Origin of the sequence: Microbacterium sp. HD4P20 (assembly GCF_019449275.2) — a bacterium.
In the GTDB taxonomy this organism is placed as follows: Bacteria; Actinomycetota; Actinomycetes; order Actinomycetales; family Microbacteriaceae; genus Microbacterium.
This window is the reverse complement of record NZ_JAHZQZ020000022.1, coordinates 182,316-202,569: the sequence shown is the minus strand read 5'-3', so window position 1 is coordinate 202,569 and position 20,254 is coordinate 182,316. Positions and strand designations below refer to the sequence as shown.

General features: G+C 65.9%; 18 protein-coding genes and 2 tRNA genes. 9 read left to right on the top strand and 11 right to left on the bottom strand.

From position 1 onward, the window contains the following. The 10 genes from K0817_RS17425 to dnaA form a co-directional block, all read right to left on the bottom strand. A complete protein-coding gene (locus K0817_RS17425; protein WP_219982948.1) occupies positions 1–882 on the bottom strand; it encodes a PmeII family type II restriction endonuclease in 882 nt (293 codons plus the stop codon). A gap of 178 nt (positions 883–1,060) precedes the next feature. Continuing rightward, a tRNA-Ala gene (locus K0817_RS17420) sits at positions 1,061–1,133 on the bottom strand. Positions 1,134–1,144: 11 nt separating this feature from the next. After that, a tRNA-Ile gene (locus K0817_RS17415) sits at positions 1,145–1,218 on the bottom strand. A 94-nt stretch (positions 1,219–1,312) separates the two neighbouring features. Then, positions 1,313–1,717 carry a DUF3566 domain-containing protein gene (locus K0817_RS17410; protein WP_219982947.1) on the bottom strand — a complete coding sequence of 135 codons (405 nt, stop codon included), beginning with the start codon at positions 1,715–1,717 and terminating at the stop codon, positions 1,313–1,315. Then, a complete protein-coding gene (gene gyrA, locus K0817_RS17405; RefSeq protein ID WP_219982946.1) occupies positions 1,714–4,341 on the bottom strand; it encodes a DNA gyrase subunit A in 2,628 nt (875 codons plus the stop codon). Before gyrA ends, K0817_RS17410 begins: the two co-directional genes overlap by 4 nt. Before the next feature lie 112 nt (positions 4,342–4,453). Then, positions 4,454–6,490, bottom strand: coding sequence for a DNA topoisomerase (ATP-hydrolyzing) subunit B (gyrB, locus tag K0817_RS17400; protein WP_219982945.1), 2,037 nt, complete (start codon positions 6,488–6,490; stop codon positions 4,454–4,456). A gap of 122 nt (positions 6,491–6,612) precedes the next feature. Continuing rightward, positions 6,613–7,155 (bottom strand): DUF721 domain-containing protein, encoded by a 543-nt coding sequence (locus tag K0817_RS17395; protein ID WP_219982944.1) that lies wholly within the window; start codon positions 7,153–7,155, stop codon positions 6,613–6,615. Then, complete coding sequence (gene recF / locus K0817_RS17390; protein WP_219982943.1) at positions 7,148–8,311, bottom strand: DNA replication/repair protein RecF; 1,164 nt, start codon at positions 8,309–8,311, stop codon at positions 7,148–7,150. The genes K0817_RS17395 and recF overlap by 8 nt, the downstream gene beginning before the upstream one ends. 72 nt (positions 8,312–8,383) lie before the next feature. Then, positions 8,384–9,532, bottom strand: coding sequence for a DNA polymerase III subunit beta (gene dnaN / locus K0817_RS17385; RefSeq protein WP_219982942.1), 1,149 nt, complete (start codon positions 9,530–9,532; stop codon positions 8,384–8,386). 445 nt (positions 9,533–9,977) lie between these two features. Next, positions 9,978–11,423 (bottom strand): chromosomal replication initiator protein DnaA, encoded by a 1,446-nt coding sequence (dnaA, locus tag K0817_RS17380; protein WP_219982941.1) that lies wholly within the window; start codon positions 11,421–11,423, stop codon positions 9,978–9,980. 308 nt (positions 11,424–11,731) lie between these two features. On the opposite strand from dnaA, the gene rpmH reads away from it, so the two are divergent. From rpmH to K0817_RS17340, 9 genes are all read left to right on the top strand, one after another. Further along, positions 11,732–11,869 carry a 50S ribosomal protein L34 gene (gene rpmH / locus K0817_RS17375; RefSeq protein ID WP_219982940.1) on the top strand — a complete coding sequence of 46 codons (138 nt, stop codon included), beginning with the start codon at positions 11,732–11,734 and terminating at the stop codon, positions 11,867–11,869. An 8-nt stretch (positions 11,870–11,877) separates the two neighbouring features. Next, positions 11,878–12,213 carry a ribonuclease P protein component gene (gene rnpA, locus K0817_RS17370; protein ID WP_219982939.1) on the top strand — a complete coding sequence of 112 codons (336 nt, stop codon included), beginning with the start codon at positions 11,878–11,880 and terminating at the stop codon, positions 12,211–12,213. Next, positions 12,210–12,566 carry a membrane protein insertion efficiency factor YidD gene (gene yidD / locus K0817_RS17365; protein ID WP_219982938.1) on the top strand — a complete coding sequence of 119 codons (357 nt, stop codon included), beginning with the start codon at positions 12,210–12,212 and terminating at the stop codon, positions 12,564–12,566. The genes rnpA and yidD overlap by 4 nt, the downstream gene beginning before the upstream one ends. 8 nt (positions 12,567–12,574) lie before the next feature. Continuing rightward, positions 12,575–13,711 carry a membrane protein insertase YidC gene (yidC, locus tag K0817_RS17360; RefSeq protein ID WP_219982937.1) on the top strand — a complete coding sequence of 379 codons (1,137 nt, stop codon included), beginning with the start codon at positions 12,575–12,577 and terminating at the stop codon, positions 13,709–13,711. A 35-nt stretch (positions 13,712–13,746) separates the two neighbouring features. Beyond that, the gene (locus K0817_RS17355; RefSeq protein WP_219982936.1) at positions 13,747–14,262 is read left to right on the top strand and encodes a R3H domain-containing nucleic acid-binding protein; all 516 of its coding nucleotides are present in this window, start codon (positions 13,747–13,749) and stop codon (positions 14,260–14,262) included. 21 nt (positions 14,263–14,283) lie between these two features. After that, positions 14,284–14,907, top strand: coding sequence for a 16S rRNA (guanine(527)-N(7))-methyltransferase RsmG (rsmG, locus tag K0817_RS17350; protein ID WP_219982935.1), 624 nt, complete (start codon positions 14,284–14,286; stop codon positions 14,905–14,907). Positions 14,908–15,059: 152 nt separating this feature from the next. Continuing rightward, positions 15,060–15,860: a GIY-YIG nuclease family protein gene (locus tag K0817_RS18800; RefSeq protein ID WP_374209561.1), complete on the top strand. Its 801-nt coding sequence runs from the start codon at positions 15,060–15,062 to the stop codon at positions 15,858–15,860. A gap of 1,228 nt (positions 15,861–17,088) precedes the next feature. Then, positions 17,089–18,000, top strand: a complete 912-nt coding sequence (locus K0817_RS17345; RefSeq protein ID WP_308211917.1) for a ParA family protein — start codon at positions 17,089–17,091, stop codon at positions 17,998–18,000. Continuing rightward, positions 18,000–18,977, top strand: coding sequence for a ParB/RepB/Spo0J family partition protein (locus tag K0817_RS17340; protein WP_219982933.1), 978 nt, complete (start codon positions 18,000–18,002; stop codon positions 18,975–18,977). Before K0817_RS17345 ends, K0817_RS17340 begins: the two co-directional genes overlap by 1 nt. Here the strand turns inward: K0817_RS17340 and K0817_RS17335 are convergent. Beyond that, positions 18,962–20,248, bottom strand: coding sequence for an RNA polymerase sigma factor (locus K0817_RS17335; protein ID WP_219982932.1), 1,287 nt, complete (start codon positions 20,246–20,248; stop codon positions 18,962–18,964). The two genes, K0817_RS17340 and K0817_RS17335, sit on opposite strands and share 16 nt — an antisense overlap. Positions 20,249–20,254: the final 6 nt, after the last annotated feature.

Sequence of the window (20,254 nt, the reverse complement as noted above, 5' to 3'; positions counted from 1 at the left end):
CTAGAACGCTCGCTCGAACAACTGAGTCCACATGTCGTCGTAGTCACCGGTGAGTTCAAACTCGCGGCGGAACGACTCGGCAAGCGCAAGTCTTGCCTCGATCATGTGTTCGTAGAACGTCTTGCCGCCGTGGGCCACCGCAAATCGCGCTTGCGCCTCACGGATGGCATCGAGAACTTTCATATGAGCGTTTCGGACCCCGGTGACGAATTCCCAGAGTTCTGCGCCCACGAGCACGTGTACGTATGGACCAGTGCCGCGTCGAACAAGGGCAGGCTTGTTGTTCAACTGCTTCTCGGTGCCATAGATGATCCCGAGGATGATGTCACACCCCGTCTGCGTGTTGATAGTCGGGAACCGCCCGAGCATCTCGTTCGCATGGGACTGATTCATCGTCCACGGGCCTGACTTCCAAGAGGTCAGGTACCGGGTGCCGTCCACAGTGATCTCGGCATCGATCGGGCTGTACACATCTTTGTCGAGCGCCTTCTCTGGGGGAGACGTCACGGTGAAGAGAGGGAAAATGTTGGTCTCTACGAACTTGCCAAAGGCAGTTGCATCACCGTGGGGCAGTTTTGCGTTCTGAAGGTACTCCGCCACCTCGAATGGTGAGAACACGTTGTACGCGGGCGCCATCAACAACATCAAGAAGGGGTTGAGGTTGTTCTTCGCGCTGACGACGCGCGCTTCCTGCATCGATGCGAACCGGCGCTCGATAAAGGCAAGTGACTCTGTCACCACAGCTTCGTACGTCTCTGGTGGCATCTCGTCTACCAGGCCGCCGCGTACGAGCGCCGACTGCACGACGAGCTCCACGTCCGCGGGCGTCTGCTGATCTTCCGGAGCAACTGGCGCTCGAAAAATCGGGGATTCTGGCGTCATCACAAGCCAATCTTGGCAGAGCATTGCCGTGCTGACCGGAGGGGTGCCACCCAGAGTGCCAAAGGTATCTGGCACCGGTGTGACTGCAGGTGGATGCTCGTGGTCGCTGCTGACTACCTGCGGCTCAAGCGTCAGAAGTCTGATGCCTTGAAAACACTGGCTCTTCGGACAAAAAATGTGGAGCCTAGGAGATTCGAACTCCTGACATCCTGCTTGCAAAGCAGGCGCTCTACCAACTGAGCTAAGGCCCCGGGGCAATGGGTGGGGCTACCAGGACTTGAACCTGGGACCTCTTCATTATCAGTGAAGCGCTCTAACCGCCTGAGCTATAGCCCCGTCTCGGTGCGGTGCTCGCGCCCCGCAACCTCCAAGACTTTACCCGACGAACGACGATTTCACGAATCGGCGGCGCCCGGTATGCGTCGCGGAATCAGTTGGATGTGAAGCCCACGAGCAGTCCGCCCGTGACCTTGACCGCCAGGTTGTAGATGCCGGCGACGACGGCGCCGAGCACCGTCACCACGACGAGATTCAGGATCGCCACGACCGCCGAGAATGCGAGAACCTGCGGGAAGCTCACGAAGTCGGAGAGCAGGATGCTGCCGTCGGTGAAGCTGGTGAAGAACGCATCGGCCTCGTCGATCAGACCCGTCGTCTGGACGACGAGGTAGACCACCAGGAACGACACGACCGTGACGACGGCGATCGCGATCGCCGCCAGGAACGACAGCTTCACCGCCGACCAGAAGTCGATGTACACCAGGCGCAGTCGCACCTGCTTGGCGCTGGTCTTGTTGCTGGATTTCTTCGCGAGCTTGTCGGCTACCGTGCTCATGCGTCAGTGCTCTCTTCGGGTGTCTCGGGCGAGGCGTCCGACCCTGTGGAGGTGTGAGCAGTCGGATCTTCGTCAGGGGCCTCGGCGGCGTCCTCGGCTTCTGCGGTCAGGATTCGCTCGATGTTGCGGGCGATCGCGAGGATGCGATCGTCTCCGGCAGCACGGGCGAACACGACGCCCATGGTGTCGCGTCCTTTGGCAGGCACCTCGGCCACGGCAGAGCGTACCACCTTGCCGCTGGCAAGAACCACCAAAACCTCGTCGTCGTCCGACACGATGAGACCACCCGCGAGATCGCCGCGATCCTCGTTGAGCTTGGCCACCTTGATGCCCAGCCCGCCGCGGTTCTGCACGCGGTACTGGTCGACCGCGGTGCGCTTGGCGTAACCGCCCTCGGTGACCACGAAGACGTATTCGTCGTCCTTGGCGACGGATGCCGAGAGCAGGCTGTCGCCATCGCGGAAGTCCATGCCCTTCACACCCGACGTCGAGCGGCCCATCGGGCGCAGCGCCGAGTCCGTCGCCGAGAAGCGCAGCGACATGCCGCGCCGGCTGATGAGCAGGATGTCGTCGCCCTCGTCCACGAGCAGAGCGCTCACGACCTCGTCATCAGCGTCGGCATCCGCGTCGTCGGATTCGTCCGAGCCGTTGGCCCGCAGCTTGATCGCGATGATCCCGCCCTGGCGGTTCGTGTCGTACTCGGTCAGGCGCGTCTTCTTGACCAGGCCGTTGCGCGTGGCCAGCACCAGGTATGTGGCGACGGCGTAGTCGCGGATGTCGAGGATCTGAGCGATCTCCTCATCCGGCTGCAGGGCGAGCAGGTTCGCCACGTGCTGACCCTTGGCGTCGCGGCCGGCCTCAGGGACCTCGTACGCCTTCGAGCGGTAGACGCGGCCCTTGTTCGTGAAGAACAGCAGCCAGTGGTGCGTCGTGGTGACGAAGAAGTGCTCGACGACGTCGTCGGCGCGCAACTGTGCGCCCTTGACGCCCTTGCCGCCGCGGTGCTGTGAGCGATAGTTGTCGCTGCGAGTGCGCTTGATGTAGCCGTCGCGCGTGACCGAGACCACCATCTCCTCTTCGGGGATGAGGTCTTCCATCGACATGTCGCCGTCGAACCCGTGGAGGATGTGGGTGCGGCGCTCGTCTCCGAACTTCTCGACGATGCCGGCGAGCTCGTCGTGCACGATGGTGCGTTGACGTGCGGGCGTCGCGAGGATGTCGGTGAGGTCGGCGATCTTCGCCTCGAGCTCGGTCGCCTCGTCGATGATCTTCTGACGCTCGAGCGCAGCGAGCCGGCGCAGCTGCATCTGGAGGATCGCATCGGCCTGAAGCTCGTCGATGTCCAGAAGCGCCTTGAGCCCCTCTCGCGCATCGTCGACCGTCGGCGAGCGACGGATGAGCGCGATGACCTCGTCGAGCGCGTCGAGCGCCTTGAGGTAGCCGCGCAGCAGGTGCATGCGCTTCTCGGCTTCGCGGAGTCGATACGCCGTGCGGCGCACGATGACTTCGATCTGGTGCTCGACCCAGTACGTGATGAAGCCGTCGAGAGGTAGCGTGCGCGGCACGCCGTCGACGATCGCGAGCATGTTCGCGCCGAAGTTCTCCTGCAGCTGCGTGTGCTTGTACAGGTTGTTCAGCACGACCTTGGCAACGGCATCCCGCTTCAGCACCACGACCAACCGCTGACCGGTGCGGTCACTGGTCTCGTCGCGGATGTCGGCGATGCCGGTGATCTTGCCCTCACGGGCGAGGTCGCCGATCTTCACCGCCAGGTTGTCGGGATTGACCTGGTACGGCAGCTCGGTGATCACCAGGCACGTGCGGCCCTGGAGTTCTTCGATCGAGACGACCGCGCGCATCGTGATCGAGCCGCGACCGGTGCGGTAGGCCTCACGGACGCCCTTGGTGCCGAGGATCTGCGCCCCGGTCGGAAAGTCCGGCCCGGGGATGCGCTCCATGAGCGCTTCGAGCAGCTCCTCGCGCGAGGCATCCGGGTTCTCGAGTGACCAGAGCGCACCAGCGGCCACTTCCCGCAGATTGTGCGGCGGGATGTTGGTCGCCATGCCGACCGCGATACCGACCGAGCCGTTGACGAGCAGGTTCGGGAAACGCGCCGGCAGGACCGTCGGCTCCTGCGTCTGACCGTCGTAGTTGTCTTGGAAGTCGACGGTCTCCTCTTCGATGTCGCGCACCATCTCGAGAGCGAGCGTCGCCATCTTGGTCTCGGTGTAGCGGGGCGCGGCTGCCCCCATGTTGCCCGGCGAGCCGAAGTTGCCCTGGCCCTGGGCGAGCGGATACCGCAGCGCCCACGGCTGCACGAGTCGCACCAGGGCGTCGTAGATCGGCGCGTCACCGTGTGGGTGGTACTGGCCCATCACCTCGCCCACGACTCGCGCGCACTTGGAGAACGACTTATCGGGACGGAAGCCGCCGTCGTACATGCCGTAGATGACGCGGCGGTGCACCGGCTTCAATCCGTCGCGCACGTCGGGCAGCGCTCGGCCCACGATGACCGCCATCGCGTAGTCGAGGTAGCTGCGCTGCATCTCCAGCTGGAGATCGACCTGGTCGATGCGACCGTGATCGTGCTCGGCGTTGGGGTCGGGGCGTTCTTCGTCAGCCATCTCTCGTCTTTCGTCTTCTGCGTTTCGTCTCGTCGCTTCGCTCCTCGCTCAACGCGAGGGTGTGCCGGTCGTTGAGCGAGCGAAACGAGACGAAACGCCCACGACCACGTATTCAGATGTCGAGGAAGCGGACGTCCTTGGCGTTGCGCTGGATGAACGTGCGTCGGGACTCGACGTCCTCGCCCATCAGCACGGAGAAGATCTCGTCGGCCGCGGCCGCGTCGTCGATCGTGACCTGTCGCAGCGTGCGCGTGCGGTGGTCCATCGTGGTTTCCCACAGCTCCTTGGCGTTCATCTCGCCGAGGCCCTTGTAGCGCTGCACGCCCGAGTCTTTGGGGATCCGCTTGCCGTTCGCGAGCCCGTGCTCGAGCAGTGCGTCGCGCTCCTTGTCGGAGTAGACGTACTCGTGCGCCGAGTTCGTCCACTTCAGCCGGTACAGCGGAGGCATGGCCAGGTACACGAACCCGGCCTCGATGAGTCCGCGCATGTAGCGGAACAGCATCGTCAGCAGAAGCGTCGTGATGTGCTGACCGTCGACGTCGGCATCGGCCATCAGCACGATCTTGTGATAGCGAGCCTTCTCGATGTCGAAGTCCTCGCCGATCCCGGTGCCGAAGGCCTGGATCATCGCCTGGACTTCCTTGTTCGACAGCGCCTTGTCGAGTCGAGCCCGCTCGACGTTGAGGATCTTCCCTCGCAGCGCCAGGATCGCCTGCGTGTGCGGGTCGCGTCCCGATACCGCGGAGCCGCCGGCGGAGTCTCCCTCGACCAGGAAGATCTCGCTGATCGAGGGGTCCTTGCTCGTGCAGTCCTTGAGCTTGTCGGGCATCGCGGCTGACTCGAAGACGCTCTTGCGGCGCGCGGTCTCGCGCGCCTTGCGCGCGGCGAGGCGGGCGCCGGCCGCATCGATGGCCTTGCGGATGACGTTCCTGGCCTGCGCCGGGTTGCGATCGAACCAGTCGCCGAGCTGATCGCCGACGACCTTCTGCACGAATGCCTTCGCCTCGGTGTTGCCGAGCTTGGTCTTGGTCTGGCCCTCGAACTGCGGTTCGGACAGCTTCACCGAGATGACCGCCGTCAAACCCTCACGGATGTCTTCGCCGGTGAGGTTTTCGTCCTTCTCCTTCAGGAGATTGTTGTTGCGCGCGTAGCGGTTCACGAGGGTCGTCAGCGCGGCGCGGAAGCCCTCTTCGTGGGTCCCGCCTTCGTGCGTGTTGATCGTGTTGGCGTACGTGAAGACGTTCTCGGTGTAGCTGGTCGTCCACTGCATCGCCATCTCGAGAGCGATCTTGCGGCCGGGGTCCTCCGACTCGACCTCGATGATCTCGTCGTTGACGACATCCGCGTGGCGGACCCTGTTGAGGTGCTCGACGTAGTCGACCAGACCACGCTCATAGAGGAAGCTGTCGTTGCGCGGCTGCGGCTCGTCGACGCCGTCCGAAGGGTCGTCGTCGGGCACCAGCGCGTTCGGGCGCTCGTCGCGCAGGCTGATGCGCAGGCCCTTGTTGAGGAATGCCATCTGCTGGAACCGCGTGCGGAGCGTGTCGTAGTCGAAGTCGACGGTCTCGAAGATCTCGTCATCCGGCCAGAACGTGATCGTCGTGCCGGTCTCGATGCTCTCCTCTTCCTTCGCGAGCGGCGCCAGCGGCTGGCCGCCGTCGCGGTAGGACTGCCGCCACACGTGGCCCTGCTGACGGACCTCGACTTCGAGGCGTGTCGAGAGGGCGTTCACCACGGATGAGCCGACCCCGTGCAATCCGCCCGAGACCGCGTACGCGCCGCCGCCGAACTTGCCACCGGCGTGCAGGACGGTCAGCACCACCTCGACGGTGGATTTGCCTTCGCTCTTGTGGATGCCGACGGGGATGCCACGGCCGTTGTCGGCGACCCGAACACCGCCGTCGGAGAGGATCGTGACCTCGATGTTGTCGCAGTATCCGGCCAGGGCCTCGTCGACGGAGTTGTCGACGATCTCCTGAACGAGGTGGTGCAGACCACGCTCGCCGGTCGATCCGATGTACATGCCGGGGCGCTTGCGCACGGCCTCGAGGCCTTCGAGCACCTGGATGTCGTCTGCCCCATATTCACCGGGAGCCTGAGCGAGGTGGTCGGGTTCCTCTGGAACGTTGTCGGGGTTGTCGGGCGTCATCTTCGCGAGGGCTCCATATCCTTCGATGGGGGCCTCGACAGTCTATCGGCTTTCGGCCCGGTCACGCGGCGTACGCGCCCCTCTGAGGCCAGGAAATCCGTCCGGACATCTCCAGAGATGCCTCAACCGTAGGTATCGCGCGGGCCACGCCCTGGAATCGTTCTGGGACCCCATTTCCAGGAGGGAACGTCCGGTCCGATGAAGCGCACCGCCGTGACCCCCGCCTCGGGGAACCGCCGGACGATTTCCGACAGGATGTGCGCCCGCATCAGCTGCAGCTGCTTGGCCCACGCCGTCGAGTCGGCCTGCACCGTGAGCGACCCCTCCGAGAACGCCACCGGGCGCGTGTGCCGCGCGGTGTCGTCGCCGGCGACCTCCGCCCACGCGCGAACGACATCTTCTCGCGCGAGTTCCTTGTCCCAGCCGGCCTCGCGCGTGAGGTCGGCCAGGACGTCGCCCACTCCGTGGGGATCCCGCCCCGGCGTGAACGGCGCGTTCTCGTCGTCCACCACGCGGCGTCGCTTCCGGCGGAAGGTGCGCGCCGACGGCTCCAGGCCCCGCAGCCGCAGGTAGGTGGCGATCGTCTCGGGAATGCGCGCGGCGTCGCCCTCGGGCGAGGGAGAACCGGATGCCGCGGCCTGCCGGTCGGCGCCTTGCTCAGGCATCCGTCGCCTCCACGATCTCCCCAGCTTCGACCCGCACCATGCGCGCGCGGAGATTGTCGGGAACGTCGCCCTCGACGGCCGCGGTCACCACCACCTGTTCGTAATCGCCCGCAAGCCCTGCCAGCCGGGCCCGGCGCTCGGTGTCGAGCTCGGCGAAGACGTCGTCGAGGATCAGCACCGGGTCGCCGAGGAGCGATTCTGCCCGCAGCAGCTCGGCCGACGCGAGACGCAGCGACAAGGCCACCGACCAGGACTCGCCGTGCGAGGCGTAGCCCTTGACCGGAAGCCCGCGGATGCGCAGCAGCAGATCGTCGCGGTGGGGCCCCACGAGCGTGAGTCCGCGCTCGAGTTCCGCGGTGCGGCGGGCGGCCAGCGCCTCGCGGAACTGCGCGGCGATGTCAGGGGGATGTGCGGGATCGACGGACGTCGCGGGGGCGTCGTCGACGTCGGGGTCCGCTCCCCGGATCGACAGGGCCCATTCGATCTCGGGGTCGTGGTCGGCACCGGCGATCGCGGTGTAGGCCGCGGCGAGCGGTGCGGCGAGGTCGGCAGCGAGAGCCAGGCGAGCCTGAATCACCTGCGTCCCGAGCGCCACGAGCTTGTCGTCCCACACGTCGAGCGTCGACAGCGCGTCGCCGCGGACGCCTCGGGCTCGGGCCGACTTGAGCAGAGCGGTGCGCTGCTTGAGCACGCGGTCGTAGTCACCCAGCACGCCCGACATGCGCGGAGTGCGCTGCACCAGCAGCTGATCGGCGAAGCGGCGGCGCGACGACGGGTCGCCGCGCACGATCTGGAGGTCCTCCGGCGCGAAGAGCACGACCTGCGCATACCGCGGAAGCTCGGACGGCTTGACACCGGAACCATTGACCCGGGCCTTGTTCGAACCCTGACGATTGACCTGCACTTCGAGCTGCACCCGCCGCTCACCGTGGGCGAGGCGGGCGCGGATGATCGCGGCATCCGCCCCGTCGCGAACCATCGGCGCGTCGTTCGACACGCGGTGCGATCCCAGCGTCGCGAAGAACGCGATCGCTTCGGCGAGGTTCGTCTTGCCCTGCCCGTTGCGGCCGACGAAGACATTCGGACCCGGAACGAGCGTCACATCGGCCGCCGCATAGTTGCGGAAGTCCACGAGACTCAGCTGCTCCACGATCACTGCGTCAGCCTAGTTCGAGTGTGCGACGTTTCGCCTGGCTCGTGCTCGCGGCCGAACCCGACCGCGCCGCGGCTACCTGAGCAGCAGGTTCGGCTGCAGCAGGTAGCGGAACGACTCCTCGGCCCGGTCGACCGAGGTCTGCGGGGTGATCAGCACGGGGCTCAGCTTGTTGGCGTTCTCGCTCGAGGTGAACGTGATGCGGACGAACTCGCTCTTGACCGCGCCGAGCGACTCGAGCAGATACTGCGGGTTCAGGCCCAGCGTGACGTCCTCGCCGACGAGGTTCGCGTCGACCGACTCGGTCGCCCGTGCCTGCTCGGTGCCCGAGGCATCCATCGACACGGCATCCGTGGTGAAGGTGAACCGCAGCGGCGCCGAACGGTCGAGCACGAGAGACACGCGCCGCACCGCCTCGGCGAGATCGGCGGTGTTCACGACCGCGTGGTGCTCGGTCTGCTCGGGGAACAGTCGTCGCACGGGCGGGAAGTTGCCCTTGATCAGCAGCGACGTGACGGTCTTGTTGCCCGCCGTGAACGCGATGATCTCGCGATCGCCGGTACCCGAGAAGGCGATCGAGATGTCGCCGCCGTGGGCGAACGTCTTGCCGACCTCGGTCAGGGTGCGGGCCGGCACGAGCGCGGTGGTGGACTCGTCCGAAGCGGTGCCGCCGCCGTCCCACGGGATCTCTCGCAAGGCCACCCGGTAGCGGTCGGTCGCGACGAGGCTGAGGCTCGTGCCCGACACTTCGAGCTGAACGCCCGTGAGCACCGGAGTGACGTCGTCGCGCGATGCGGCGAACGCGACCTGCGCGATCGCCGTGGCGAAGTCCTCGCCGGGCACAAGACCCGAGTCGCCTGAGACCTCTGGGATCGCGGGATACTCCTGCACCGGCATGGATGCGAGCGTGAATCGTGCAGAACCGCAGGTGAGGAGGATGCCGTTGTCTTCATCGACCGCGATCTCGACCGGTGCGTTCGGAAGCCGGCTGGCGATGTCGGACAGGAGTCGGCCGTGCACGAGGATCGTGCCGGGCTCGTCGACGGTCGCCTCGATCGTGGTGCGCGCCGATGCTTCGTAGTCGAACGCCGCCAGGGACAGGCCATCGGCGGATGCCTCGATCAGCACGCCGGCGAGGATCGGCTGCGGGTTGCGCTGCGGGAGGAGCTTGACGACGAACGATACGGCTTCGCTGAACACATCGCGATTGACGTGGAACTTCACGAACGCTCCCTCTGCAGCGGACCCGCAGGCTGCGGGCTCGGGGTTCTCATGCTAGTGGCACCTCTGCGGATTGCCAGTCCCGGTCCTGGGAAGGCTCGGCTCCGCCCGCTCTGTCCACGTAAAGGTGATCGAACGGTTTCAATGAGAAAGAGTTTTGTCATGGTGTTAACGGCTGTGGAAACTGTGGACAACTCCGCCGATCCCAATCCGCACACCGAAACCACATCCGTGTGAGTTGTGGAGCGGCTGCGGATGGACGTCGAATGGCGGATGCCGTGGGCCGCGGCATCCGGAATCCATCCACAGGGCGTCGACAGATCTTCACAGCAGTTTCCGCAGCCGCGAGGAGTTATCCACAGGTTTTCCACACTGTGCAGAACGCGAATGATGGCCCCGTCGGTCACTGGTGTCAAGGACTTCTTGCGGCATATGCCGCGGGGTCCGGTCAGCGGCCGTTACGGCCGAGCTGCGTGGTGATCTCGGAGACCTGGTTGTAGATCGAGCGGCGCTCTTTCATTAGGTCGCTGATCTTCTTATAGGCGTACATCACCGTGGTGTGATCGCGGTTTCCGAACAGCTGGCCGATCTTGGGCAGCGACAGACTCGTCCGCTCACGGCAGAGATACATCGCGATCTGTCGCGCCGTGGCGACCGACTGCGACCGGCTCGAACCGTACAGGTCGTCGACTGTCAGCTTGAAGTATGCGGCGGTCGCCGTGATGATGTCGGTCGGCGAGATGACGTTGGCGTCATCTTGATCGACGATGTCGCGCAGCACCGTCTGGGCCAGCGACATGTCGAGCGTCGAGCGGTTCAGGCTGGCGAAGGCCGAGACACGGATGAGCGCACCCTCGAGCTCTCGGATGTTGCTCGAGACCACCGTTGCGATGTACTCGAGCACCTCATCGGGGATGTGCAGCCGCTCGGACTGCGCCTTCTTGCGCAGGATCGCGATGCGGGTCTCGAGGTCGGGCGCCTGCACATCGGTGATGAGGCCCCACTCGAACCGGCTGCGCATGCGGTCCTCGAAGCCGGTGAGGTGTTTGGGCGGCACGTCGCTCGTGATCACGACCTGCTTGTCGTGGTCGTGCAGCTGATTGAACGTGTGGAAGAACGCCTCTTGCGTCTCGGCGCGGCCCTGCAGGAACTGGATGTCGTCGATCAGCAGGATGTCGACATCCCGATACCGCGCCTGGAATGCCGAACCGCGGTTGTTGGCGATCGAGTTGATGAAGTCGTTCGTGAACTCCTCGCTGGACACGTACCGCACCTTGATGCCCGCGTAGAGACTGATGGCGTAGTCGCCGATGGCGTGCAGAAGGTGTGTCTTGCCCAGACCGGAGTCGCCGTAGATGAACAGCGGGTTGTACGCCTTTGCAGGAGCCTCTGCCACCGCTACCGCGGCGGCATGTGCGAAGCGGTTGGACTGGCCGATGACGAAGTTGTCGAATGTGTACTTGGGGTTGAGGCGGGTATCGCTTCGCGAGACGGATGCGGGCTCAGCCGGCGCGTCCAGCGGCGGGCGTCCGACCGACCCGGAGGCCGGAGCGGGGTGGCCGCCGGAGAGTGCGCCGGACTGGATCGAGATGGGAGCACTCAGATGCGCATCGGCGAGGTCGGGGTTCACGACCACGCGGAAGGTGGACGCCGGATTCTGCCCATCCTGCTCGACCCGGGAAAGGGCCTCCATGATGGGTGCCCGCATGCGCTTGGTGAACTGCGCGGCCGTCAGGTCGTTCGGCACATCCAGATAGAGGGTGCCTCCCATGACGCCCTGTGGAACGGCGAGGCTGAGGAATCCGTGAAGCTGCGGGGTGATCCGCTCGTCGTTCACGAGTTCTTCGAGCACGGCTGACCAGACTGGGACGTCTGGGACTTCGTGCGGTGACATGGCCCCCCCGGGTTGTTGATGATTCCACCGGGTGCCGCGGAATCGCCGTGACCTGGCCTGTGGATAACTGCCGGAGCCACGCTAGTCAGCGGGCGTCGCGCGAGCAAACTCCACTGTAGGACCGGCCCGCGTGTCACTGCCACGCCGAGTTCGCGATTGGGGGCATAATGACACGTTCCTGACTCGGTTTGAGTTATCGGGCGACTCGACGTAGCCTTAATCGGTTGACTTGTGCCTTCGCGGCAGTCCCTTTGTAAGAGCGTCCCCGGTCTCGAGCGTCCCGGTGACACCTGATCGGAAGAAATCCCATGACCAAGCGCACCTTCCAGCCCAATAACCGCCGCCGCGCCAAGAAGCACGGTTTCCGCGCCCGCATGCGCACCCGCGCCGGCCGCGCCATCCTCTCGGCTCGTCGCTCCAAGGGGCGCACCGAGCTCTCGGCCTGACCCGAGCGGTGCTCGCGAGGCCGAATCGACTCACCCGCGGGACGGAATACAAGGCCGTCGTCCGTCGGGGACGTCGTTGCGCCGGAGCGCACACCATCACCTACGTGAACCGCGTCGAGACCTCGGGTCCGGCGCGGTTCGGTTTCATCGTGAGTCGTCAGGTGGGAGGCGCTGTGGTGCGCAACACGATCCGCCGACGGCTCAAGGCCGTGTGCGCGGAGTCCCTGTCGTCCGTGGCTGACGGCAACGAGGTCGTCATCCGTGCGCTTCCGAGCGCTGCCACGGCCTCGTTCGCAGACCTGCGGGACGAAGTGTCACGGTGTCTCGAACGGAGAGCAGCATGAGCGTCCTCCCGGCCTATGCCCTCGGCGATGCCAGGTTCGAGGCATCCGGTGTGCTGCGCAGCATCCCGCTTCTCCCCCGCAATGCTGCGCTCGCTCTTCTCCACGGCTACCGTGCGACGATCTCCCACACCTACGGCGACGTGTGCAAGTACTACCCGTCGTGCTCGGCCTACGCCGTCGGCGCGGTCCAGCAGCATGGTGCCGTCATCGGGTCGGCGCTTACGGCGCGCCGCATCGCCCGCTGCCACCCCTGGGCCGCCGGCGGCGTGGATGACGTCCCCGCGCACAAGAACTTCCGGCACGCGCTGACCCGCCACGGTTTCGTCGTGCCCGCCCCCACCGGAAAGGACTGATCCGCCGCATGGATCTCTTGCTGGCCTCCACCCCCTCCCCGACGCCGCCACCGGCGGGTGGATTCGATCTCATCGGAACCATCCTGTGGCCGTTGAAGTGGCTGGTCGAGGCCGTCCTCGTCTTCTGGCACTGGCTGTTCACCGCGATCGGCATGCCACCTGCCGATGGCATCACGTGGGTGCTTGCGATCGTCGGCCTCGTGATCGTCGTGCGTTCGGCGATGATCCCGCTCTTCGTGCGGCAGATCAAGAGCCAGCGGAAGATGATGGAAATCGCTCCTGAACTGCGGAAAGTTCAAGAGAAGTACCGCGGCAAGAAGGACCAGCTCTCGCGTGAGGCGATGAGCCGCGAGACGATGGCGCTGTACAAGAAGCACGGCACCACGCCGGTGTCGAGCTGTCTGCCACTCCTGGTTCAGATGCCGGTGTTCTTCGCGCTGTTCAGTGTGTTGAACGACGTCACGCGGCACTACGACGACGGAATCGGTGGCGTCGGGCTCCTCAGCGCCGAGCTGACGGCGGAGTTCTACAACGCCAAGCTCTTCGGTGTCGCGTCGCTGCACGAGACGCTCATCCAGGCGTTCGAGACGGGCAACACGGCGGCGATCGTGATCCTGCTGACGCTGGTCGTGCTGATGATCGCGTCGCAGTTCTTCACCCAGCTGCAGATCATTTCGAAGAACCTCTCCCCCGAGGCCAAGACCGGCCAGGCGTACCAGATGCAGAAGATCATGCTCTACGTCTTGCCGTTCGCCTTCGTCTTCTCGGGTGTCTTCTTCCCGCTCGGTGTGGTCATCTACTGGTTCGTGTCGAACCTGTGGACCATGGGGCAGCAGTTCCTGGTGATCCGTGAGATGCCGACCCCCGGTTCGGATGCCGCGAAGGCACGCGAAGAGCGCCTGGCGCGTAAGGGCAAGGCGATCGACGCGCAGGGCAAGGTCGTGCCGATGGAGAAGTACCAGGCCGAGCAGCAGCGCCTTCTCGAGGAGGCCGAGCGTGCGCGGGCCGCGGCTCCCAAGCGCCAGCAGCCGGTCGGCAAGCAGCGCGCGAAGAAGCAGGCGCAGAAGCAGACACCGAAGCCCGGTGGGTCGGCGCCCAAGGACGGAGCGACCGGGTCCCCCGGCGCCTCTGGTTCGGCATCCTGAATTCCCCTCCCTTCTCACACCCCGAGGATGACTCCATGAGCACGTCACCCGACTACTCCGTCGATACTTCCGTCGACCGCGCACCCGCCACCGCTGAGCAGCTCGAAGAGGAAGGCGACGTGGCGGCCGACTTCATCGAAGGCCTGCTCGACATCGCAGACATCGATGGTGACCTCGACCTCGACGTGCGTGCCGGGCGTGCCTACGTCTCGGTGCAGGCCCCCGAAGGCGGGTCGGTGTCGCTCATCGCTGATCCCGACACGGTGCAGGCGCTGCAGGAGCTGACCCGAATCGCGGTGCAGAACCGCACGGGTCGATTCTCACGCTTGATCCTCGATGTCGGCGGTTCACGCGACACACGTCAGCGTCAGCTGGAACAGCTTGTCGGACGTGCCATCGATCGGCTCGAGGACGGTGCTTCTCAGGCCTCCCTCCCCGCGATGTCCAGCTACGAGCGAAAGCTCGTCCATGACATCGTCGCCGAACGTGGATTCGTGTCGGAGTCGTACGGTGACGGCGCTGACCGCCACACCGTGATCCGTCGCGCCTGACGCGTTTCACGTGAAACATTCATGACGGAGATCGAGCAGGAACCCGACGCCGCCGGCACAGTCTTCGGCGACCGTATACACCTGGCACGGCAGTTCGCCGATGCCTTGGGTCGTCACGGCGAGGAGCGTGGCCTGATCGGCCCGCTGGAGCCGCCGCGGTTGTGGTCGCGACACATCCTGAACAGCGCGGTCATCGCCCCGCTGTTCTCGGGCCGTGTCGGAGATGTCGGATCGGGTGCCGGTCTGCCGGGTCTCGTGCTGGCGATCGCCCGCCCGGACGTCGAGTGGGTGCTGATCGAGCCGATGGAACGGCGTGTGGCGTGGCTCGCCGAGCAAGTTGATGCACTTGCCCTGTCGAACGTGGAGGTCGTGCGTGCTCGTGCGGAGGATTGGAAGCGTGGACCCTCCCTCGACGCGGTGACTGCGCGTGCCGTCAGCGCGCTGCGCACGCTCGTCCCGATCACCGCTCCCCTGGTACGCGACGGCGGTGAGCTGATCCTTCTCAAGGGCGCCGCCGCGACGAACGAGATCGACGCTGCGGAGAAGCAGCTGCGCAAGTTCAAGGTGACGAACGCTCGCGTCGAAGTGGTGGGCGCCGACCTCCTCGACGAGCCATCGCGAGTGATCCGCGCCACCGTGCGCTGAGCGTCGACAGGACTCGTTTCCCGAACCGGCGCGCGCGTGGCAGGCCGGCGGCTGCGGTTCGTGCCTGTTGGGTGTTGCCCACCCGAGACGTTCCCGGCGTAGCGTCGCATCGATGTTTCACGTGAAACCCATTGGAGAGGGCACGATCGCCCATGCTCGGGCGACGGTCTTTGGGCCCAACGACGAGCGAGGGGCAGCTGCTCCATCGAGGTCCAGCTGCCGGCGGCCGGATCGTGCGGGTGCCTCGCCTGGTCGGCAAGGATTGTTGGGGGATCTTTCACGTGAAACCCACGATGGTGTGCCGACGGCCCGACCTGGGAACCAATCTTTCGAGCACGCCGAACGAGGCGCGCGAAGGAGCGCGACGAGATCCGGTCTGGCGGCGCTCCGTCGGAAGTCGAGTAGACGGTGCTGGCCCTGCGTTGTTCGGTGAGGCCGGCCCACCTCCCTATCCCGCTGATCGAGCAGCGAGGGGTGAGCATATCGAGATCCGTCGCGTGACGGCACAGTGGTCGGCACCGCCCGCTGCCGAGCGGGGGACGGGCAGTCAGTGGCCCTCGTGCGCAACGGGCGCCGCTCCTCCCCACTCATCGGCCCATGCCCGTTTCCAGGCTCGCTCGTACCCGACGAAGCGGCACACTCGCAGGGCACAGGATCGGACGATGAACTGCATGTGCATTCTCGAATGCGCCGATCGCTCGTTCTCTGTGGGAAGCACCCGGAATCTCGGACGCCGTCTCGCACAGCACCACGACGGAGAAGGCGCCGAGCACACGCAAACTCGTCGCCCCGCCCGACTCGTCTATGTCGAGACCTTCGCCCGCATCGACGACGCCTACCTGCGTGAAGAACAAGTACAGCGATGGGGCCGCGCGAAGCGGCTCGCGTTCGTTAGCGGAACTCCGGAGCAACTGCCGACCCTCAGCAGGAAGCAGTTCAGTGAGCGTGCGTGAGGACGGCGACGTAGCAGGGCCGCGTCTTGGTGGCGACGCGCGCGCCCAGCGGACCGGCGCTCGCACAGAACCGACGACTCTGCGCGCCTAGACCCCACCCATCGCGGGCACGGGACAGGCAAGTGCGCGACGGAAGAATCGACAGTGGCTTGAAGGTGTTGGGCTTCCGCGTTGACACGCTCCCACCCAGGACCAGCACACGTTCCCTGTCGCGTGGTCGCCATGTTGTACGCGTCGGCTCTGTGCGGCGAACGGTGGCGGCCTCGACGATGGATGTTTCACGTGAAACGAGAGCGTGGCGCTTCCAATGCGACGCGTACGCGACGCTTGAGGACGACCCCAGCGTGCGCGCGGAGGTCGAGTGTTTCACGTGAAACGAGAACGTGACGCTCCCAATGCAACGCGCACGCGACGCTTGAGGACGACCCCAGCGTGCGCGGAGGCCCAATGTTTCACGTGAAACTGGAGACCGATGCCGTGTCGCGATCTCCGCCGTGAGCTCACGGGACAGTCGAGTGCGCGGTTCTCGATGCGCTCGTTCTTCGCTCCTCGACCGGCGGGGATGAGGGGGCGTCGGAAGGTTGGGCAGGGTCCTGAGTGGAGGTGTCCGCACGCTCGTTCCTCGCCACTCGGGCCGGCGGGTGGCGTGGGCGCACGGCGGTTCGCTGGAGGGCGGCGGGTTGGCGCTGTCGGAGGGACCAGGCACTGTTGACTGGAGGTCGCGGAGGTCCGCCCGAACAGTAAGGAACGCATGAGCAGCTGGCTCCGACGGCTAGGGATGGGAGGAAGGCGGGATAGGGTGGAAGGCGATGTTGAGCGGCTCGCACAAGGGGGAGAGTTTCACGTGAAACAACCCGCCGAGACCGAGGTTCAGGCATCACTGTCCCCCGACGACCAGCCGATATCCTCGGGGCCGGAGGCTTCCGTAATCATCGCCGACGACCGTGCCGAAGCCCTACAGGGCGAGGCCGCGGAGGAGCGGACTGCTCAGCGAGAAAACCCTGCCGATCTGGATTCGAACGACCTGCCCGACCCGAATGTCGATGACACCCGGCCGGAGCCCGACGACCCCGCTCAGGCCGAGCCTTCACCCGGTGAAGAGGCGCAGCCCGCACCCGCACCCGGCGCAGAGCCGACACCCGAGCCCGAGGACGCAGCCGACGGCACCGCTGAATCCGAGAACGAGGAAGAGGAAGCCCCCATCGCGCAGCACGACGGCGCCACCACGGTGGAAGCCCCTACGACGGCTGAGGCCGAGGACTCCCCGATCGCCCGGGAACTCGCGGACCTCACGGCGCGCCGCAAGGCGCTCGATGCGGCCGAGGTGCAACTCACCGGCCGCACACGGGTGCTGACCGTGTCGAATCAGAAGGGTGGCGTGGGCAAGACCACGACCACCGTGAACCTTGCTGCCGCTCTTGCCGAACGCGGCGCTCGCGTCCTCGTCATCGATCTGGATCCCCAGGGAAATGCCTCGACGGCGCTCGGCGTCCCGCACACCTCCGATATCCCGAGCGTTTACGACGTGCTCATCGATGAGTTTCCGCTCGCCGACATCATCCAAGTCAGTCCGGAATCACCGAACCTGCTGTGCGCACCCAGCACCATCCACCTTGCGGGCGCCGAGATCGAACTGGTCTCGCAGGTCGCACGCGAGCACCGGCTTCGTGTCGCGGTCGACGACTACCTCGCGAGCCTCGAAGAACAGCTCGACTTCATTCTGATCGATTGCCCGCCATCGCTTGGACTGTTGACGATCAACGCCTTCACCGCGGCGACCGAGCTGCTGATTCCGATTCAATGCGAGTACTACGCACTCGAGGGCCTGAGCCAGCTGCTTGGCACGGTGCGAATGATCCAGAAGCACCTGAATCCGCGACTGCAGCTCTCCACGATCATGCTCACGATGTACGACGGTCGCACTCGTCTCGCGCAGCAGGTAGCTGATGAGGTCCGTGAGCACTTCCCCAGAGAGGTGCTCCAGACGATCATCCCGCGATCTGTCCGTGTTTCTGAGGCGCCGAGTTTCGGTCAATCCGTTCTGGCCTACGATGGACAGTCGGCCGGAGCCATCGCATACCGCGAAGCGGCTGTTGAGATGATCCGGCGCGACAGCGCCTCGAACGAAAGAGGCATCTGATGGCAGCGAAGCGCACCGGACTGGGCCGTGGAATCGGCGCGTTGATTCCGACGAACGAGCAGGTCGACGACCGCCCCTCCGACGTCTTCTTCCCCCGCGCTGTCGCGGTGGATGAAGCTCCGCCGGCCGAGGCCGAGCCGGCCGACCCCGAAGAGAACCTCGTCGCGGTGCCCGGGGCGCACCTGGCACACATCGACCCGCACGCGATCGTGCCGAATCCGCGCCAGCCCAGAACCCACTTCGACCAGCACCACTTCGCCGAGCTCGTGCACAGCGTGCGAGAGTTCGGGGTCTTGCAGCCGGTCGTCGTGCGAATGAACGACGACGGCAAGTACGAGCTCATCATGGGTGAGCGGCGCACTCGGGCGGCGCGCGAGGCCGGGCTGGCCTCCATCCCCGCGATCGTGCGAGACACCGCCGACGAGCACCTGCTCCGCGACGCACTGCTCGAGAACCTCCACCGCTCGGAGCTCAACCCGCTCGAAGAGGCATCGGCGTACCAGCAGCTGCTCGAAGACTTCGGAATCACGCAGGAGGAGCTGGCGACTCGGATCGGCCGTTCACGTCCCCAGATCAGCAACACCATCCGCCTGCTCAAGCTTCCGGTGCCGGTGCAGCAGCGGGTCGCCGCCGGGGTTCTCAGCGCCGGGCACGCGCGAGCGATCCTGTCACTCGAGGACGCCAACGCGATGCAGCGTCTTGCCGACAAGATCGTGAACGAGGATCTCTCGGTGCGTGCCGCCGAAGCGGCGGCGAAGATTCCGGATGCCTCCGGCATTCGCGCCGCCAAGCCACAAGCCGGCTCTCGTCGAGCCCACCTCGACGAAGTGGCCGAGAGGCTCGGCGACCGCCTGAACACACGGGTCCGCATCTCGCTCACCGCGCGTAAAGGCCAGATCAACATCGATTTCGCCACCATCCAGGACCTCAACCGCATCCTCGAGGAGATCGGCGAGACCGGCTACGGCTCCGTGTAGACCGAACCCGCATCCAGCGACGCACGAAGTCCGGCCGCACGACGCCGCAACAGCTCGGCTTCCGCGCCGTTGCCGGGCAGATCGGCGGCCGCGAGGTACGCCGACGCCGCGGCATCCGCCTCCCCGACCCGTTCGAGCAACTCCGCCCGCACCGCCATCCACGGCCGGAAGCCTGTGAGCTCCGCCTCGAGTTCATCCACCACGGATAGTCCCGCGGCGGGGCCATCCACCATAGAGACGGCTACTGCGCGATTCAGTCGCACCACCGCCGAGGGCGCCAGCGACTCGAGAGCGTCGTACAGGGCGAGGATCCTGCGCCAGTCCGTCTCGTCGAACGTGGGTGCCCTTGCATGGCATTCGGCGATCGCCGCCTGCAGGCCGTAGTACCCAAGGCCGCGTGCCAGACCCTCGGCAGCTCGCAGCGCCTCCTGGCCCCGCGCGATAGCGGCGCGATCCCATCGGGCCCTGTCCTGCTGCTCCAGGGTCAGCGGAAGTCCATCGGTTCCGCGGCGCGCAGACAATCGCGACGACTGGAACTCCATGAGGGCGATGAGCGATCCCACCTCGGGCTCGCCGGGCATGAGTGCGTCCAACTGCCTGGCCAGCCGCAGCGCTTCCCCTGCGATCTCCGGCCGCACCGAAGAGTCGCCCGCGGCGGCCGAATAGCCCTCGGTGAAGAGCAGGTAGATCACCTGGAGCACGCTCGACAGTCGTTCCGCGCGTTCGGCGCGGTCGGGAACCTCGAACGGGACCCCAGCGGCCGTGAGAATGCGTTTGGCCCGCACGATCCGCTGCTGCACGGTGGCCACCGTCATCAACAGGACCCGCGCAATCTGCTCCGTCGTCATGCCCGCGACGGTGCGCAGCGTGAGTGCAAGCCGAGCGTGCGGTGTGAGCACCGGGTGGCATGCCACGAAGACAAGCCGCAGCACATCGTCGTCGATGCGGTCAGGGTCGGCAAGGTCGGGAACCGGGTCGGAACCCTCGGCATCGCGCGCCTCGGTGACGAACAGCGGCTCGCGCTGAGCCAGGCGTTCACGCCGCCGCCACCCGTCGATCGCGCGCCGCTTGGCCACCGACATCAGCCATGCGCCGGGATTGTCGGGGATGCCCCTGCTCGGCCAGCTCGCGACTGCCTCGAGCAGCGCCTCCTGCGCGAGGTCCTCCGCCCATGCGAAGTCGCCGGTGTGACGGGTGAGGGCGGCGACGATCCGCGCGGACTCGGCTCGCCACACGGCCTCGACAGCACGGCGCGCGAGCTCGTCGGTCATGATTTC